General features: G+C 62.0%; 16 protein-coding genes. 5 read left to right on the top strand and 11 right to left on the bottom strand.

Annotation, left to right across the window (positions count from 1 at the left end; genetic code table 11):
* Window positions 1-87: 87 nt before the first annotated feature.
* The 9 genes from QO005_RS07185 to QO005_RS07145 form a co-directional block, all read right to left on the bottom strand.
* On the bottom strand, window positions 88-693 hold the full coding sequence (locus tag QO005_RS07185) for a pyridoxamine 5'-phosphate oxidase family protein (RefSeq protein ID WP_307157310.1): 606 nt from the start codon (window positions 691-693) through the stop codon (window positions 88-90).
* Between the two features lie 253 nt (window positions 694-946).
* Window positions 947-1,846: a metal ABC transporter substrate-binding protein gene (locus tag QO005_RS07180; RefSeq protein ID WP_307157309.1), complete on the bottom strand. Its 900-nt coding sequence runs from the start codon at window positions 1,844-1,846 to the stop codon at window positions 947-949.
* A 26-nt stretch (window positions 1,847-1,872) separates the two neighbouring features.
* Window positions 1,873-2,745, bottom strand: a complete 873-nt coding sequence (locus tag QO005_RS07175) for a metal ABC transporter permease (protein ID WP_307157308.1) — start codon at window positions 2,743-2,745, stop codon at window positions 1,873-1,875.
* Complete coding sequence (locus QO005_RS07170; protein WP_307157307.1) at window positions 2,742-3,497, bottom strand: metal ABC transporter ATP-binding protein; 756 nt, start codon at window positions 3,495-3,497, stop codon at window positions 2,742-2,744. Before QO005_RS07170 ends, QO005_RS07175 begins: the two co-directional genes overlap by 4 nt.
* Window positions 3,494-3,619 (bottom strand): hypothetical protein, encoded by a 126-nt coding sequence (locus QO005_RS07165; protein ID WP_307157306.1) that lies wholly within the window; start codon window positions 3,617-3,619, stop codon window positions 3,494-3,496. Before QO005_RS07165 ends, QO005_RS07170 begins: the two co-directional genes overlap by 4 nt.
* Window positions 3,620-3,744: 125 nt before the next feature.
* A complete protein-coding gene (locus QO005_RS07160; protein WP_307157305.1) occupies window positions 3,745-4,875 on the bottom strand; it encodes a site-specific DNA-methyltransferase in 1,131 nt (376 codons plus the stop codon).
* A gap of 221 nt (window positions 4,876-5,096) precedes the next feature.
* Complete coding sequence (locus QO005_RS07155; RefSeq protein WP_307157304.1) at window positions 5,097-5,522, bottom strand: DUF1284 domain-containing protein; 426 nt, start codon at window positions 5,520-5,522, stop codon at window positions 5,097-5,099.
* Between the two features lie 10 nt (window positions 5,523-5,532).
* Entirely contained in the window at window positions 5,533-6,117 is a 585-nt protein-coding gene (locus QO005_RS07150; RefSeq protein WP_307157303.1) for a biotin transporter BioY, read from the bottom strand.
* Between the two features lie 124 nt (window positions 6,118-6,241).
* Window positions 6,242-6,913, bottom strand: coding sequence for a GntR family transcriptional regulator (locus QO005_RS07145; protein ID WP_370878013.1), 672 nt, complete (start codon window positions 6,911-6,913; stop codon window positions 6,242-6,244).
* Between the two features lie 223 nt (window positions 6,914-7,136).
* Between QO005_RS07145 and QO005_RS07140 the strand changes: the two genes are divergently transcribed.
* Window positions 7,137-7,826 carry an HAD family hydrolase gene (locus QO005_RS07140; protein ID WP_307157301.1) on the top strand — a complete coding sequence of 230 codons (690 nt, stop codon included), beginning with the start codon at window positions 7,137-7,139 and terminating at the stop codon, window positions 7,824-7,826.
* Window positions 7,827-7,886: 60 nt separating this feature from the next.
* Here the strand turns inward: QO005_RS07140 and QO005_RS07135 are convergent, their stop codons facing one another.
* Window positions 7,887-8,831: a diacylglycerol/lipid kinase family protein gene (locus tag QO005_RS07135; protein WP_307157300.1), complete on the bottom strand. Its 945-nt coding sequence runs from the start codon at window positions 8,829-8,831 to the stop codon at window positions 7,887-7,889.
* Between the two features lie 33 nt (window positions 8,832-8,864).
* Window positions 8,865-9,464 carry a hypothetical protein gene (locus tag QO005_RS07130; protein WP_307157299.1) on the bottom strand — a complete coding sequence of 200 codons (600 nt, stop codon included), beginning with the start codon at window positions 9,462-9,464 and terminating at the stop codon, window positions 8,865-8,867.
* 204 nt (window positions 9,465-9,668) lie between these two features.
* Between QO005_RS07130 and thrC the strand changes: the two genes are divergently transcribed.
* From thrC to QO005_RS07110, 4 genes are all read left to right on the top strand, one after another.
* Window positions 9,669-11,066 (top strand): threonine synthase, encoded by a 1,398-nt coding sequence (gene thrC / locus QO005_RS07125; protein ID WP_307157298.1) that lies wholly within the window; start codon window positions 9,669-9,671, stop codon window positions 11,064-11,066.
* A gap of 68 nt (window positions 11,067-11,134) precedes the next feature.
* Complete coding sequence (locus tag QO005_RS07120) at window positions 11,135-12,433, top strand: M16 family metallopeptidase (protein WP_307157297.1); 1,299 nt, start codon at window positions 11,135-11,137, stop codon at window positions 12,431-12,433.
* Window positions 12,434-12,521: 88 nt separating this feature from the next.
* On the top strand, window positions 12,522-13,136 hold the full coding sequence (locus QO005_RS07115; protein ID WP_307157416.1) for a GNAT family N-acetyltransferase: 615 nt from the start codon (window positions 12,522-12,524) through the stop codon (window positions 13,134-13,136).
* On the top strand, window positions 13,133-16,039 hold the full coding sequence (locus QO005_RS07110; protein ID WP_307157296.1) for an EAL domain-containing protein: 2,907 nt from the start codon (window positions 13,133-13,135) through the stop codon (window positions 16,037-16,039). Before QO005_RS07115 ends, QO005_RS07110 begins: the two co-directional genes overlap by 4 nt.
* Window positions 16,040-16,049 lie beyond the last annotated feature (10 nt).

The raw sequence follows: 16,049 nt of genomic DNA, 5'->3' as shown, positions 1-16,049 counted from the left end.
AATCTAGTATTCCGCACCCACTTTGTCAATCATGAATTGACTTGCTCTTTCCCTCCTGGATAGAGGCGATCAAAATAAAATACAACCTTAATACAATGTCGCCTGCACCCGTGCCGGCAGGTCACGGTCGTAAGCTTCGCCATCGAAGCCATGGACGATGTGCTTGAGAATCTGGCCTGGGGTTGGCAGGCTGGCGCGGTCGATTTGCGAGGACGGGTCCCAGAGTTTTGAGCGCAGGAACGCTTTGGCGCAGTGGAAATAGACCCGTTCGATCGCAATCAGGATCACCGTGACCGGCAGCTTGCCCTCCACGGCGAAGCGTTCGCGCAGGGCAAGATCGGCGGTGATCCTGGCGCGGCCATTGATGCGCAGCGTCTCACCCACGCCCGGCACCAGAAACAGCACGGAAGCGCGGCCATCGGCGAGGATATTCTTCAGATTGTCGATGCGGTTATTTCCCGGGCGGTCGGGAATGGCGATGGTTTTCTCATCCAGGATCTGCACGAAACCCGGCTGGTCGCCCTTGGGCGAGCAATCCGTGCCCTCCGGCCCGGCGGTTGCCAGAATGACAAAGGGCGAGGCGCGGACGAAGGCCGCGTAATCGGCATTCAGATGGTCGATTTCCTTGGCCAGCGATGTTTCCCGCACGGCGCCATAAAGAGCGGAAAGTTCGTCCAAAGATGTGATTGTCACGGCATTCCTCCTTACAGTCTGTTCAAGAATTGCTGCTGGCCTGGCGAAAATGGTGATTTCGAGAACCGGAACGGAGCGTACTTAACGTACGTGAGTACCGGAAGCGCAGAAATTGCCATTTGCAGACGGCCAGCGGCGATTATTGAACGGACTGTTATCATGGAAGACTATAACCGCACTGCTGATGAAGAAAAGGCTGTTGCGCGTGTAGGGAGCGCGCAACAGCCTCTATCAAGCCGATAGCGGGAACCAATCAGCTCGATTTCTGCATGGCCTTGGAAAGCTGCTCGACATTGTAGCGGAACATCTTTTCATAGGTCGGAGCCGGTCCCTTCTTGTCGGAGAGGGATTCGACGTAAAGCTCGCCGCCATCCTTGGCGCCGGTGGCCTTGGCGATCTGGCGCACCAGACGCGGATCGTTGGAATTTTCGAAGAAGTAGGTCTTCACCTTTTCCGCCTTGATCTGCTCGATCAGCTTGGCAACATCGGCGGCAGAGGCTTCGCTTTCGGTGGAAACGCCGACCGGCGACAGGAAGCTGACATTATATTCGCGCCCGAAATAGCCGAAGGCGTCATGGCTGGTCAGGATCTTGCGCTCTTCCGCCGGCACCTTGTCGAACTTGGAATGGGCGTAGGTGTTCAGCTCATCCAGCAGCTTGTTGTACTTCTCCGCATTGGCCTGAAAATCCTTGGCATCGGCCGGATCGGCGGCAGACAGCGCCTTTTCGATATTGGCGACCCAGATCTTCACATTGACCGGGCTGTTCCACACATGCGGATCGGTGATGGTCTTGCCATCCTCTTCCATGGTGCGGGTCTTGATGCCCTCGGACACGGTGACGGGCTTGTCCTTGTAGCCGGAGGCCGAGATCAGGCGATCCATCCAGCCTTCCAGACCCTCGCCCGAGACGAACACCACCTTGGCCGCCTTGAGCTTCTTGGCATCGGCCGGAGACGGCTCGAATTCATGGGGGTCGCCGTTCGGGCCGACAAGGCTTGAGACCTCGACGTGATCGCCGCCGACCTGTTTGACCACATCAGCCAGCACGGTGAACGACGCGGTAACTTTCAGCGTTTCAGCAGACGCCGGACCGGCAGCGAGGGCGAGAGCCAGCGGCAGGGCAGCGGAGAGAAGAAGGTGACGGGGCTTCATGGCAGGATCTCCAGAGGTACAGGGCTTCAGCCCTTGAGATGCGGAAGGGGTAGAAAACGCCAGGCCACACCGGCAGGCGCGAGAAAGATCGACACGACATAGACAATCGCTGCCGTGAGGATGATGGTAGGGCCGGAGGCAAGCTCCAGATGGTAGGAAGCGATCAGCCCGAAATAGCTGGAACCGACGGCAACGCCTGCGGCCACCGCCATCATGCGCGGCAGGCTGCGCGCCCAGAGCTGGGCAATGGCGGCAGGCAGCATCATCAGGCCAACCGCCATCAGAGTGCCGAGCGCCTGGAAGCTCGCGACCAGATTGAGCACCACCAGAAACAGGAAGAAGAAGTGATAGAGCGGCCCCTTGCCGCCGACGGCGCGCAGGAAGCCCGGATCGAGGCACTCCGCCACCAGTGGCCGGTAGATCAGCGCCACCGCGATCAGCGAGAAGGATGAAATGGCGCCGATCTGGTAAAGTGCGGGCGTATCGATGGCGAGAATGGTGCCGAACAGCACATGCAGCAGATCGACATTCGAGCCGCGCAGCGAGACGATCAGCACGCCCAGCGCCAGCGAGGCGAGATAGAAACTGGCAAAGCTTGCATCCTCCTGCAACAGCGTCGAGCGGCTGACGATGCCGGACAGCAGCGCCACCGAAAGCCCGGCAATCAGCCCGCCAATGCCCATGGCCGTCAGTGACAGAGAGCCCGCCACCAGATAGCCGATGGCCGCGCCCGGCAGCACCGCATGGCTCATGGCATCGCCGACGAGGCTCATGCGCCGGAGCATCAGAAACACGCCAATGGGGCCGGAACCGAGGCTGAGGCAGAGAGCCGCCACCAGCGCCCGGCGCATGAAGCCGTAATCCATGAAGGGCGCAATGAAGAGATCGTAGGCGCTCATGCCGCAGGCCTTTTACGCTCGGGCATGCAGATCTCGGCCTGCTCGTCCCAGGCCTCCGCCATGGCGCGGGCCTTCAAGAGGTTTTGCGGCGAAAGCGCCTCTTCAGTCTCACCCCAACTGATCAGTTCACGGGCGAGAAGCAGGGTTTGAGGAAAATGCGCCCGCACCTGATCGAAATCATGCAGCACGGCAATCACCGTGCGGCCATCGCCATGCCAGTGATGCACCAGCTCGATCAGGTCGCGGGTGGTGCGGGCGTCGATGGCGGTAAAGGGCTCGTCGAGCAGAATGACCTTGGCATCCTGCAGCAATAGCCGCGCAAACAGCACCCTCTGGAACTGCCCGGCAGAGAGCGTGCCGATGCTGCGCGTCTCGAAACCCTCCAGCCCCACCGTTTGAAGGGCGCGGCGCGCCTCCTGCATATCTTGCCGGGAGATGCTGCGAAAGGCTCCGCTGCGCGGCCATGCCCCCATCAAAACCGTATCGAGAACGCTGATGGGAAAGCGGCGATTGATCTCGGCGGCCTGCGGCAGATAGCCGAAATCGGCCCGTGACAGCCGGTGCTCCACCCTGCCCTCTGCCGCCCGCACCTCGCCCATGATGGCCTTGAGAAGCGTGGATTTTCCGGCACCGTTCGGCCCGGCAATCGCCGTCAGGCTGCCGCGCGCGATGGTGCCCGAGACATGATGCACCGCCGGGTGACGATCATAGGCAATGGTGAGATTGCTGAAGCGTATGAGAGGATCGCTCATGGCAGCGCCACGGCCCATTGAATGGCAAGCCAGGTCAGCCCGATCAACCCCAGCGCAAAGGCCAGCCTGACCAGCGCCGACCGCGCCAGAAGGCTGGGAAGAATGGGGTCCGGCTCCTGCATGCCAATGTCCTAACGTAATAACATTACTTGTTACGCTATAACATATGTCATTGTGTCAAAAAAAAGGCAAGCAGAGACCGTGGCTTCTTCAGCCACGGCCTTTACAAGCATAACTTAGGAAAAGGTCAGCCGAGCTTTGCCATCTGTTCGCGGATCACACCGCGCAGAGCATCGATCGGCTTCAGCTTGCCGCGCTCTTCATAATGCCAGAAGGTCCAGCCATTGCAGGCATCGAGCCCCTGCACGCGGGCGCCGACGCGGTGGATGGAGCCGCTATCGTCACCGGAAACCAGCGTGCCATCGGCGCGGATGATCGCGGTGTGGCGGCGCTTTTCCGAAATCAGCACCTGGCCGGGCTTGAGCAGCCCCGCCTCGATCAACGCGGTGAAGGCCACACGCGGTTCGGCCTTCTTGCCGGTCATGACGGTCAATTCGTTGCTGCCCAGCGGCTGCACGGCGGCAATGCGGGCAGAGGCGGCATCGATATAATCCTGCTCGCGCTCGATGCCGACGAAATTGCGGCCAAGCCGCTTGGCAACTGCACCCGTGGTGCCGGAGCCGAAGAAGGGATCGAGGATCACGTCGCCCGGCTTGCTGGCGGAGAGAATGCAGCGGGCCAGCAGCGCTTCCGGCTTCTGCGTCGGGTGAATCTTCTTGCCATCCTCGCCCTTCAGACGCTCGGCGCCGGAGCAGATGGGGAAGAGCCAGTCGGAGCGCATCTGCACATCGTCATTGGCGGCCTTCAGCGCATCGTAATTGAAGGTATAGCCCTTGCCCTTCGGATCGGGCGAGGCCCAGATCATGGTTTCATGGGCGTTCTGGAAGCGGCGGCCCTTGAAGTTCGGCATGGGATTGGTCTTGCGCCAGACGATGTCGTTCAGGATCCAGAAGTTGAGATCCTGAAGCGTGGCGCCGACGCGGAAGATATTGTGATAGGAGCCGATAACCCAGATGGTGCCCGTGGGCTTCAACACGCGCCGGCAGGCAAGCAACCAGGCGCGTGTGAAGGCATCGTACGCCTCGAAGGAGGCGAACTGGTCCCATTCGTCGTCCACGGCGTCTACTAACGACTGATCCGGCCTGTGGAGCGCCCCACCGAGCTGAAGATTGTAGGGCGGGTCGGCGAAGATCATGTCCACCGATTTATCCGGCAGAGCTTCGAGAGCAGCAACGCAATCGCCCTTGATGATGGAATTCAGCCAGGCGCGAGGGGTATTGGAGCGACGAAGGTCGGCAAGCGGAAAAACGGAAGCCATAATGGTACTCACTGATTACGCTGACGCAGCACTGATGAACAAGAACATGGTTACCGATCTTGGTTACCAAATGCTGAATGGTTGCGATAAAATGTGAGAACCGTCTCAACCGGAGACAGGCAGGAGCGGTCCTGTGTTTCGTGAAAACACCGGACCGCTCTTGCTTTTTGTTTTTACGCATTTCTGAACGAAATGCTGTCTCCGCACGTCAGGATCATGTTTCAACACGGGTGGACAAGCGCGCCGCGATAGCCCTTTCCTGCAATGTCGTCACAGAGATAGGCCCATTCGCATTCCCGGCAGGCGGCGCGGATGGAGCCTGCGACGAAGGCCTGGCGCAGGCGGGTGATCGTGGCGGCATCGGGAAGAAAGCGCACCCCCGCCTCCACGGAACGCCCGAGCAGCGCCGAGACGGCCAGGGCCGCCGCGGCATCGCGCTCGCACACACTTTCCCGGAAACAATGCGCCTCGGCGCTGTCGCAGAGCGGGCGGCAAAGGTCGTCCGGTCCTTCGACCATCTCGATCTCCTCGCCGCCCGTCAGCCTTTCGGCAATGCGGCGGTAATTGGCGATGAAGGCGGGGCTGTAGCCCTCGCCGACAAAGGTCAACATGCACAGAAGGTGATGCGCTCGCAGCCGAACCGTCACGATCTGATCCTCACTTTGGTTGGGGCATCTGCGCCATGGCGAACAATAACGCCGCCGCCAGCGCCGATTTCAGCATCGCACCGATCATGAAAGGCGCGACACCGGCAAAAAACGCTTTTTCCGCGCCGATCATCACCGCCAGCCATGCCCAGCCAGTCATCAGGCAGAGAAGATTGGCGGAAAAATGCGCGATGAAACTGGCAACAAGGCGACGGCCCGTCCAGCCCTGTTCCGCCAGCACGCCGGCAAGCACGGCGATGAGGGGGAAGGACAGGAGATAGCCTGCCGTCGGCCCGAAGAAGGGGGCAAGGCCGCTCGCCCCATTCGCCAGCACCGGCAGGCCAAGGGCTGCCTCACCCAGCCAGGCCAGCACAGTGGCCAGCGCCAGCCGCCAGCCATAAAGCACGCCCATCATGGTCAGCGCCAGGGTTTGCAGGGTGATCGGCACCGGCACCATGGGCACCGAAATCCGTGACGCCACCGCCAGAACCAGAGTACCGCCCAGCACCAGGGCGAGTTTCACCATGAAAGAGCGCCCGGAGAGCGCCAGCGGATCGAAACGCCCGGCAAAGGGCGTGGAGGGAATGGAAGACATGCCGATATCCTTTCTATCGATAAATCGCAGTCGAGCGAAAAATTATCGATAAAATTATTTTGCGCAAGCAGATGTTTTTGCCGCTACGTTAAATACGGGATTCTTCGGGGATTTTTATCGATAATCAGCCAACGATAGCAAAACGGCTGGCGGCAGCACCGGCATTCAGGGCGCTGGGCACCCGGCCAATCAGTTGCACATGCCGCTCCAGCACGGCGCAGGCATTGACGGTATCGCCGCGTCTGAGCGCCTGAAGAATGGCGCGGTGATCGTGATCGGTGCGACGCTCCCAGGTGCTTTGCCAGCCTGCCAGCAGAAAGCGGGCGCTGACGGCATGAAGGTCATCGATGGCGGCCAGCAGGCGCGGCATGTCGCAGGTGGAAATGATCAGCCGGTGAAAGCGGCGATTGGCAGCCTCCCAATCCTCGACATTCTCGGCGGCATCGCAGGCGGCGGTGGCGGCCTCCGCCTCATCCAGCAGGGCGGGCGTCAGAAAGGGCGCGGCGTGCTTGAGCGCCAGCACTTCAAGGGCCGCGCGCATTTCAGCCACTTCCCGCACCTGCTTGAGATCGAAACTGGCAACCCGCACCCCCCGGCGCGGCAGGCTCACCACAAGGCCCTGCGCCTCCAGCCGCCGGAAGGCCTCGCGCACCGAAGCCTGGCTGACATCGAACTCCTCGGCGATATGATCCTGCGCCAGCCGCGCGCCGGGCGTCATCTCGCCGCGCACGATGCGTTCGGCGAGGCTGCGGGCAATGCGGCTGGTGATGGTGTCGTCCTTGCTGCTCATCCTCATGTGATTACAGCATCGGACCGAAAAGTGGGAACCGGTTTTCAGAAAAATCCGATGCGAAAACAAACCAGCGAGACCATCGTGACGTTTCCGATGTTCGGCACGGTGCTCTTGGCCACGCAAACTGCTCTGTCGGGAGGATGAATAGCTGTCTTGCATGGACGTTGATTGTTCTAAAGCAAAACTTGCTGTAGTCAGGCGGCTTATCACTCAGAAGGATAAAAAAATGGCCGGTTTCGACCTCATTCTTTTCGATTGCGATGGCGTGCTCGTGGATTCGGAGATCATTGCCGCAAAAGTCGAATCGAAATTGCTGACCGAGGCGGGCTATCCGATTTCCGTCGAGGAAATGGGCGAACGTTTTGCCGGCATGACCTGGAAGAACATTCTGCTCGCCATTGAAAAGGAAGTGGAGATCCCGCTTTCCGCCAGCCTGATCGACAAATCGGAAAAGCTCCTGGACGACCGGCTGGCGCGCGAGGTGAAGATGATCGCCGGCGTGCCCTATGCGCTGTCACGCCTGCCCGGCCCGCGCTGCATCTGCTCCAACTCCTCTTCCGCGCGGCTGGACATGATGCTGAAGAAGGTGGGCCTGAAGGACGCCTTCGGGCCGCATGTCTATTCCGCCAAGGATCTCGGGCCTGAGCGGGTCAAGCCGAAGCCGGATATCTATCTGCATGGCGCGGCCCAGTTCAACGTGCGGCCGGAAACCTGCGTGGTGGTGGAAGACAGCGTCCATGGCGTCACCGCCGCCCGCGCCGCAGGCATGCGGGTCGTCGGCTTTACCGGCGCCTCCCACACCTACCCCTCCCATGCCGACCGCCTGACCGATGCGGGGGCCGAAACGGTGATTGCCCGCATGATGGACCTGCCCGCCGTCATCGCCGCCATGGCGGAGTGGGAAGGCGCGCTCTGACTCTTTAGTTTTTACGCATTTCCGGACGGAAAACCGGTTTCCACTTTTCCTGGAACTGCTCTATTTGAGCCATTTGCCTTTCAAGGCAGACAATCTGACGTTGAGGGCCTGCGGCAGCACCGAAAGGCGCAAGGGCGCGGACGGCATGATTTCGCCATCGGCCTCGGCGCTAGCGGCGGGTCCGGTCAGCGGCAGCAGTTCCACCACCCTGCCCTGCACCTTGATGACGCGGGAATGGCTGAGATGCGTGCCGCGATCGAAGGCAGAAAAGACCGCGAGATTGCCAGCAACATGGCTGCCCCGCGCGATGATGACATCGAGCAGACCGTCATCGGGCCGCGCATCCGGACCGGCATTGATCCCTGCGCCGAACCAGCCGCCATTGCAGACCGCCACCACCAGCATCGGCCCGCTGGCCACTTCCTCGCCATCCACCAGAATTTGCAGGGATTTTTGGGCGTAGCGCAGAATGCCATGGATGCAGTTCAGCCGATATCGCAGGGTAAACGGTAAGCTCTGCCTGAAACCGCTACGACCTGCCATGGCAGCGATGATTTCACCGGAAACACCGGCGCTGGCGATATTGACGGCATGGCTCACATGGTCCCAGCGCCCGCCTGTCCACCGCTCGACAGCGATGACATCGAGGCGGGTTTGCGGCGCATCCGCAAGGGCGGCAAGCCTGTCCGCCAGGGTCGCAGGCCAGAGGAAATTGCGGGCGAAATCCGCGCCGGTTCCGGCGGGCAGAAAGCTCAACGGTACATCGGGGCGGCTGGAACGGAGAATGCCGTCGGCAGCAGCGCTGATCGTGCCATCGCCGCCAATGGCCAGAATGTGTTCGGCACCGGCCTCGACGGCAGCCCGGGCTTGCTGCGCCGTTTGCCCGCGCCGGGTTTCCACGACCTCAAAGGCTGGAAAGACGCGGGCGAGGCCCGCTTCGATCTCGGGCCACAGGCGGACATTGCGTGCGCCGCCTGCGGCGGGATTGCGAAGGACCGTCATCATCTCGGAAGACCGGGCTCCCCGCCCCTCTCGCTCTTACTTCTTGCGGGCCTTTTTCGCCGGGGCCTTGGCCGGACCTTCATCGAAGCCGACATAGACCATGGCGTTGGGGCTGACGTCACCGGGAACGCTGATATCCTTGGAGAAGAGGAATTGCGCCGGTTGATCGACACTGGCCAGCGTCATGCTGAAGGGGGTGAGTTCGGAATAGAGCACCTTCTCACCTTCCACCACGGCAACGCGGATGGGGGCGGAAATCGTGCCGGCATGGCCCTGCGGACCCGCAACCAGACGGCCCTGAACCTGGACCTTGATGTTGAGTGCGGTATCGGAACGGGTGCAGGCGCGGGTCGTTTCGGCGAGCGACGCCTGATAGACCACATCCTGCGGATCCTTGCTGCCGCTCTTGGCATAGGTGCGATAATAGGCGGTGCCGTCGCGCAGGCTGACCTGCGGGCAGACGGACTGGACCACAGCACCGGCAGGGGCTGCCGCAGCGGCGGTCTGGCTGGCGGCAGGCTGCGCAGAGCCGGAGCCGAAAAGGCCGCTACCGCCACCGCTACCACTTGTGTTGCAGCTTGCCAGAAGTGCGGCCAGGGACAGGGCGGCCGCGCCGCGCATTACATGTTGAAACACCGGTTTCCTTCCTCTGCAAAACAAAACCACGGAACGGAAAGGGCAAAATGTGGCCTTTCCATCTCCTCAGGCGTTGGTCTATATCAGCGGCGCGGCAAAAAATCGATCAGGGGAGCGGGCTTTGTTGCAATTTTCGGCAAGGTGGAACGATCCGCCATCCGGAAGGCTTGCACCCCCATCGGCACTCGACCAGGGATAATCGGCATGGACTATATTTCAACCCGCGGCGAAGCCCCCGTTCTCGGCTTCTGCGATGCGCTTCTGGCAGGGCTTGCCCGTGATGGCGGCCTCTACCTTCCCGCCACCTGGCCGAAGATGAGCAAACGCGAGATCAAGGCGCTGCGCGGCAAGAGCTATCAGGATGTGGCCTTTGCCGTCCTCAAGCCCTTCGTGGATGGCGAGATCGAGGATGCCGCCCTGAAGGCGATGATCGATGCCGCCTATGGCACCTTTCGCCATCCGGCAGTTGCGCCGCTGGTGCAGATCGGGCCGAATGATTTCGTGCTGGAGCTTTTCCACGGCACGACGCTCGCCTTCAAGGATGTGGCGATGCAGTTGCTGGGCCGCCTGATGGACCATGTGCTGAAGGCCAAGGGCGAGCGCGCCACCATTGTCGGCGCCACCTCCGGCGATACCGGCGGGGCCGCCATCGATGCCTTTGCCGGGCTCGACAATGTCGATATCTTCATTCTCTTCCCCAAGGGCAAGGTCTCTCCGGTGCAGCAGCGGCAGATGACCACCTCGAAAGCCGCCAATGTGCATGCGCTGGCGGTGGAGGGAAATTTTGACGATTGTCAAAATCTCGTGAAGGAGATGTTCAACCACGCCGCCTTCCGCGACAAGGTGCGGCTCTCCGGCGTGAACTCCATCAACTGGGCGCGCATCATGGCGCAGGTGGTCTATTACTTCACCGCGGCCCTGTCGCTGGGCGGCCCGGACCGGAAGATGTCCTTCACCGTGCCCACCGGCAATTTCGGCGATATCTTCGCCGGATATGTTGCCCGCGAAATGGGCCTGCCGATCGACAGGCTGGTGATCGCCACCAATGACAACGACATTCTGGCCCGCACGCTGAAGACCGGCCGCTACGAGATGCGCGGCGTCAAGGCCACCACTTCGCCCTCCATGGATATCCAGATTTCCTCGAATTTCGAGCGGCTTCTGTTCGAGGCCTCGGGCCGGGATGCCGGCACGATCCGCGGCCAGATGGCAAGCCTCAAGCAATCGGGCGCCTTCGACATCGAGCCCGAGACGCTGAAGGTGATCAAGCGCGTATTCCGCGCCGGGCGCGCCACGGAAAAGGATGTAGCAAAAACCATCCGCACGACGCTGAGCGAAACCGGCTATCTGCTCGACCCCCACACGGCCTGCGGGGTCTTCGTGGCCGCGAAGAACCAGAAGCCGCAAAGCCCCATGGTGACGCTGGCCACCGCCCATCCGGCGAAATTTCCGGCGGCAGTAAAATTAGCCTCGGCTATTGACCCGGCGCTTCCGACGTGGCTTGCTGACCTGATGGACAGGGAGGAGCGTTTCGATATCCTGGCCGCCGATCTCGGCGTGGTGGAAGGCTTTATTGCCGCCCGCGCCCGCGCGGCAGGATGACAGGCGCGGCCAGACCGGCGCTGCCCGGGCCTTCCGGGCGGCCGGCCTGCAACGTGGAAAGACGGACCATGAATGTTGAGTGCACCCGGCTGGCTTCCGGCCTGACGGTCGTTACGGAAAGAATGCCCCATCTCGAAAGCGCGGCGCTGGGAGTGTGGGTGAAATCGGGAGCGCGGGACGAAACGGCGGACGAGCATGGCATTGCCCATCTGCTCGAACATATGGCCTTCAAGGGCACCGCAAGGCGCAGCGCCCGGCAGATCGCCGAGGAAATCGAGAATGTCGGCGGCGAACTCAACGCCGCAACCTCGACCGAAACCACCTCCTATTATGCCCGGGTGCTGAAGGATGACGTGCCGCTGGCCGTCGACATGCTAGCCGACATCCTGACCGAATCGGTGTTCGACGAGGAGGAGCTGTCGCGCGAGAAGCATGTGATCCTGCAGGAAATCGGCGCCGCCTGGGATACGCCCGACGACGTGGTTTTCGACCGCTTCGCCGAAACCGCCTTTCAGGGCCAGACGCTTGGCCGCTCCATCCTCGGCACGCCGGAAACGGTGGAGAGCTTTTCCAGCGACGAAATCCGCCATTATCTCGCCCGCAATTACACCACCGACCGCATGTTCGTGGTGGCAGCGGGTGCCGTGGATCATGACAGCTTCGTGCGCCAGGTGGAGCAGCGCTTTGCGGGCCTCAGAACCGCGCCTTCAGCCGCCCCCACCGCCGCAGCCGCACTTTATACCGGCGGCGACGTGCGCGAAAGCCGCGACCTGATGGATACGCAACTTCTGCTGGGTTTCGAGGGCCGCGCCTATCACATGCGCGATTTCTACTGTTCGCAGATCCTCGCCAATATTCTCGGCGGCGGCATGTCCTCCCGCCTTTTCCAGGAAGTGCGCGAGTTTCGCGGGCTTTGCTATTCCGTCTACGCCTTCCATTGGGGCTTTTCCGATACCGGCATTTTCGGCATCCATGCCGCGACCGGCGGGGAAAACCTGCCGGAACTGGTGCCGGTGATCATCGAGGAACTGCGCAAGTCTTCCGACCGCATCGAGCAGCAGGAGATCGACCGCTCCCGCACCCAGATCCGCGCGCAATTGCTGATGGGACAGGAAAGTCCGGCAGCGCGCGCCGGGCAGATCGCCCGGCAGATGATGCTCTATGGCCGCACCATCTCCAACACCGAACTGATGGAACGGCTGGAAAGCATCACCGTCGAGCGGCTGACCGATCTGGCAGGACGGCTGTTCTTCCAGGGCGCGCCGACGCTGTCTGCCATCGGCCCGCTGGACAAGCTGGCGCCGATGGACGAAATTCGCGGCGCACTGCAAATGACCGGTGACCGTCTGTTCAAGGCGGCCAGCTGATCCTTTCACCGGACCCCGGCGGGAGATGGGGAATGCCCCGCCGGCTCCGGTTTTCATGAGACAACAGGACATTGCCGGGGGATGGGGCATGACACGGTCGGTGTTTCGGTTTCTGTCGCGCCAGCCGGAGACGCCGCAGCTTTTGAGCGCGACCCATCGCCTGCGGCTGCCGCGCACCTCCGATTACGAGCAATGGTATCGGTTACGCTCGGAAAGCCGCGCCTTTCTCCAGCCCTGGGAGCCGCTGTGGCGGCCGGACGAGCTGACGGAAGCCGCCTTCCGCGCCCGGGTTTTACGAAATTCACAGGAACATGCCTGCGGGCTGGCGGTGCCGTTTTTCATCTTCCGAAAGGAGGATGACGCCTTGCTGGGCGGGCTGACTATCGGCCTCATCCGCCGCGGCGTCGCCCAGACCTGCATGATCGGATACTGGATGGGCGAGCGTTTTGCCGGAAAAGGCCACATGTTTGCCGCACTTCAATTGGCAATTCCCTTTATCTTCCGGGAACTCGAGTTGCATCGCATCGAGGCGGCCTGTATTCCTGAAAACCACAAAAGCGTCCGGCTGCTGGAAAAGGCCGGCTTCGAACGGGAAGGTCTGTTGCGCAGTTATCTGAATATCAATGGTGAGTGGCGCGACCACGCGATCTATTCGCTGATTTCGCCGGATACGTCCACCAAGCCGAAGACCTATTATTCATGACGGCGCGTCAGCCCCTGTTCAAGGCCGCGTTCGGTTATGCGGTGCGGATCGTGCTGCTGCTGACTGTGCTGCTGTCGTCGCTTGCGCCCGCCTTCGCCGCCGAGCCGGTGAAGATTTCCCGCGACGATACCGCGCTTGACCTCACGGCCACCACAGAGATCTACCTGAACCAGGGCGAAGCCTTCCAGGTATCCACCGCTGCCGGTGCCGACGGCATTCGCCGCCGCATCGAAGTGCGCGCCACCTCGCCCAAGCATCAGGGCGACTGGGCCGTCTTCGCGCTGGCCAATGTCTCGGACGAGCAGCTGGAGCGGGTGATCGTCGCGCCGCATTACCGCCTCGTCAATTCCAAGGTGTTCTGGCCCGATCTCGGTTCGCAGCGCATCATTTCCATCACGCCCAGCGAAGGCTTTGCGCTGGACCGGCTGCCGAGCGACGATGCCGATGTCTTCCGCATCACGCTGAACCCCGGCGCGGTCGTCACCTTCGTGGCGGAGCTTGCCACCCCCAACCTGCCACAGCTTTATCTCTGGGAGCCGAACGCCTACAAGGACACGATCAACGCCTTTACGCTCTATCGCGGCATCGTGCTCGGCATTGCCGGGCTTCTGGCGGTGTTTCTGACCATTCTCTTCGTGGTCAAGGGCACCTCCATGCTGCCGGCGGCGGCCGCACTGGCCTGGGCGGTGCTCGCCTATATCTGCGTGGATTTCGGCTTTCTCGGCAAGCTGATCAGCATCACCTCCGGCAATGACCAGATCTGGCGCGCCTCGGCGGAGGTGGCGCTTGCCTCCAGCCTGGTGATCTTCCTCTTCACCTATCTGAACCTCAATCGCTGGCACGTGCATCTGGGCCACGCTACCTTTGCCTGGATCCTCGGCCTTGGCCTGCTCTTTGGCGTCGCGATCTACGATCCATCGATTGCCGCGGGCATTGCCCGGTTGTCCTTCGCGCTGACGGCCACAGCCGGTATCGTGCTGATCGTCTATCTCGGCTTCAACCGCTATGACCGCGCCATTCTTCTCGTCCCCACCTGGGCGCTGATCATCGTCTGGCTGGTCGGGGGCTGGATGACGGTGACGGGCAGGCTGTCCAATGACATCATCCAGGCGGCGCATGGCGGGGCGCTGGTGCTGATCGTGCTGCTGATCGGCTTTACCGTCATGCAACACGCCTTTGCGGGCGGGGCGTTGAACCAGGGCCTGTTTTCCGATCTCGAGCGGCAATCGCTGGCGCTGACCGGCGCTGGCGATACTGTCTGGGACTGGGACGTGGCGCGCGACCGCGTGATCACCACGCCGGACATGTCGATGCGGCTCGGCCTTGCGGCAGGCTCCCTGCACGGGGCGGCGCGCAACTGGATCCCGCGCCTGCATCCCGATGACCGCGACCGGTTCCGTGCCACGCTGGATGTGCTCTTGGAACACAAGCGCGGCAAGCTTTCCCATGAATTCCGCATTCGCGCCGAGGATGGGCATTTCCACTGGCTGCAGATCCGCGCGCGCCCCGTGCTGGGCTCGAATGGCGAGATCATCCGCTGCATCGGCACCATCAGCGACGTGACCGAGGAAAAGAACACGGTGGAACGGCTGCTGCAGGATGCGATGAACGACAACCTGACCGGCCTGCCCAACCGCGAGGTTTTCCTCGACCGGCTGCAATCGCTGCTCAACATCGCCACGCAATCGGACACGATCCGCCCGACGGTGATGATCATCGACATCGACCGCTATGGCCATGTCAACGATCTGCTCGGCATTTCGGCGGGCGATAATATCCTCATTGCCCTGACGCGGCGGCTGCGGCGCTTGTTGAAGCCGCAGGATACGCTGGCGCGGCTGGCGGGCGACCAGTTCGGCCTCATCCTCGTCTCCGAACGAGATCCGGCCCGGGTGGCGGATTTCGCCGATGCGGTGAGCAAGGCAATCATGGTGCCGATCAATTTCGCCAATCGCGAGATCAATCTGACGGCCTCCATCGGGCTCGTCTCCTGGATGGACCAGCAGGAAAGTGCCGCCAGCCTGCTCGCCGACGCGGAACTTGCCATGTACCGCGCCAAGCGCGGCGGCGGCAGCAAGGTAGAACCCTTCCGCCCCGCCTTCCGTGGCACGGTCTCGGACCGGCTGCAACTGGAAGCGGACCTGTCACGCGCCATCGAGCGCGGCGAACTCTCCATGGTCTATCAACCCGTCGTGCGCCTGGAAACCGGCGATCTGGCCGGTTTCGAAGCGCTGATGCGCTGGGAACATCCGCGCCGGGGGGCAATTGCCCCCGCCGAATTCATTCCGCTGGCCGAAGCCAGCGACCTGATGACGCCGCTTGGCATGTTCGCGCTGGAGCGGGCAGCGAGCGATCTGGTGGAGTGGGAACGCCAGACGGGCGATGCGCCGGTCTTCGTCTCCGTCAACCTCTCCAGCGCGCAGCTGATCAACAACGCGCTTTACAACGATATTCGCACGCTTCTCACGCGGATCGGCGCCAATCCGGCCAAGCTGAAGCTGGAGTTAACCGAAAGCGTGGTGGTGGCAAACCCGGAACAGGCCCGGCTGGTGCTGACCAAGCTGAAGGAAGCCGGCATCAGCCTGGCGCTCGATGATTTCGGCTCCGGCTATTCCTCGCTGTCCTATCTGACGCGCTTCCCCTTCGATACGCTGAAGCTGGATCGTAGCCTGTTGTCCGGCGAGAGCGAAAAACGGGATATCCTGCTGCGCTCCGTCATTGCCATGGCCAATGAGATGGGCATGGAGGTCATCGCAGAAGGCGTCTCCACCGAGGATGAGGGCGACGATCTCGAGGCGATGGGCTGCCGCTACGGCCAAAGCTATCTCTACGGCGCCCCCATGGGCGCAGACAGCGCCCTCAGGCTGCTGAAGGACCAGATGCAGCGGGCGCGGCGCGCGTAGCTTTTCTCAA

It is taken from the genome of Allorhizobium paknamense, from assembly GCF_030815125.1.
Classification (GTDB): domain Bacteria; phylum Pseudomonadota; class Alphaproteobacteria; order Rhizobiales; family Rhizobiaceae; genus Allorhizobium; species Allorhizobium paknamense.
This window is presented reverse-complemented; position numbering and strand designations above follow the sequence as displayed.

What these genes read in the sequence shown, in the direction of transcription:
- QO005_RS07150 (WP_307157303.1), bottom strand. Translation starts at nt 6,117, where the DNA reads ATGTCTTCCATTCCCTCCACGCCCTTTGCCGGGCGTTTCGATCCGCTG.
- QO005_RS07145 (WP_370878013.1), bottom strand. Translation starts at nt 6,913, where the DNA reads ATGAGGATGAGCAGCAAGGACGACACCATCACCAGCCGCATTGCCCGC.
- QO005_RS07175 (WP_307157308.1), bottom strand. Translation starts at nt 2,745, where the DNA reads ATGAGCGCCTACGATCTCTTCATTGCGCCCTTCATGGATTACGGCTTC.
- QO005_RS07170 (WP_307157307.1), bottom strand. Translation starts at nt 3,497, where the DNA reads ATGAGCGATCCTCTCATACGCTTCAGCAATCTCACCATTGCCTATGAT.
- QO005_RS07160 (WP_307157305.1), bottom strand. Translation starts at nt 4,875, where the DNA reads ATGGCTTCCGTTTTTCCGCTTGCCGACCTTCGTCGCTCCAATACCCCT.
- QO005_RS07115 (WP_307157416.1), top strand. Translation starts at nt 12,522, where the DNA reads ATGACACGGTCGGTGTTTCGGTTTCTGTCGCGCCAGCCGGAGACGCCG.
- QO005_RS07180 (WP_307157309.1), bottom strand. Translation starts at nt 1,846, where the DNA reads ATGAAGCCCCGTCACCTTCTTCTCTCCGCTGCCCTGCCGCTGGCTCTC.
- thrC (WP_307157298.1), top strand. Translation starts at nt 9,669, where the DNA reads ATGGACTATATTTCAACCCGCGGCGAAGCCCCCGTTCTCGGCTTCTGC.
- QO005_RS07135 (WP_307157300.1), bottom strand. Translation starts at nt 8,831, where the DNA reads ATGATGACGGTCCTTCGCAATCCCGCCGCAGGCGGCGCACGCAATGTC.
- QO005_RS07165 (WP_307157306.1), bottom strand. Translation starts at nt 3,619, where the DNA reads ATGCAGGAGCCGGACCCCATTCTTCCCAGCCTTCTGGCGCGGTCGGCG.
- QO005_RS07110 (WP_307157296.1), top strand. Translation starts at nt 13,133, where the DNA reads ATGACGGCGCGTCAGCCCCTGTTCAAGGCCGCGTTCGGTTATGCGGTG.
- QO005_RS07120 (WP_307157297.1), top strand. Translation starts at nt 11,135, where the DNA reads ATGAATGTTGAGTGCACCCGGCTGGCTTCCGGCCTGACGGTCGTTACG.
- QO005_RS07140 (WP_307157301.1), top strand. Translation starts at nt 7,137, where the DNA reads ATGGCCGGTTTCGACCTCATTCTTTTCGATTGCGATGGCGTGCTCGTG.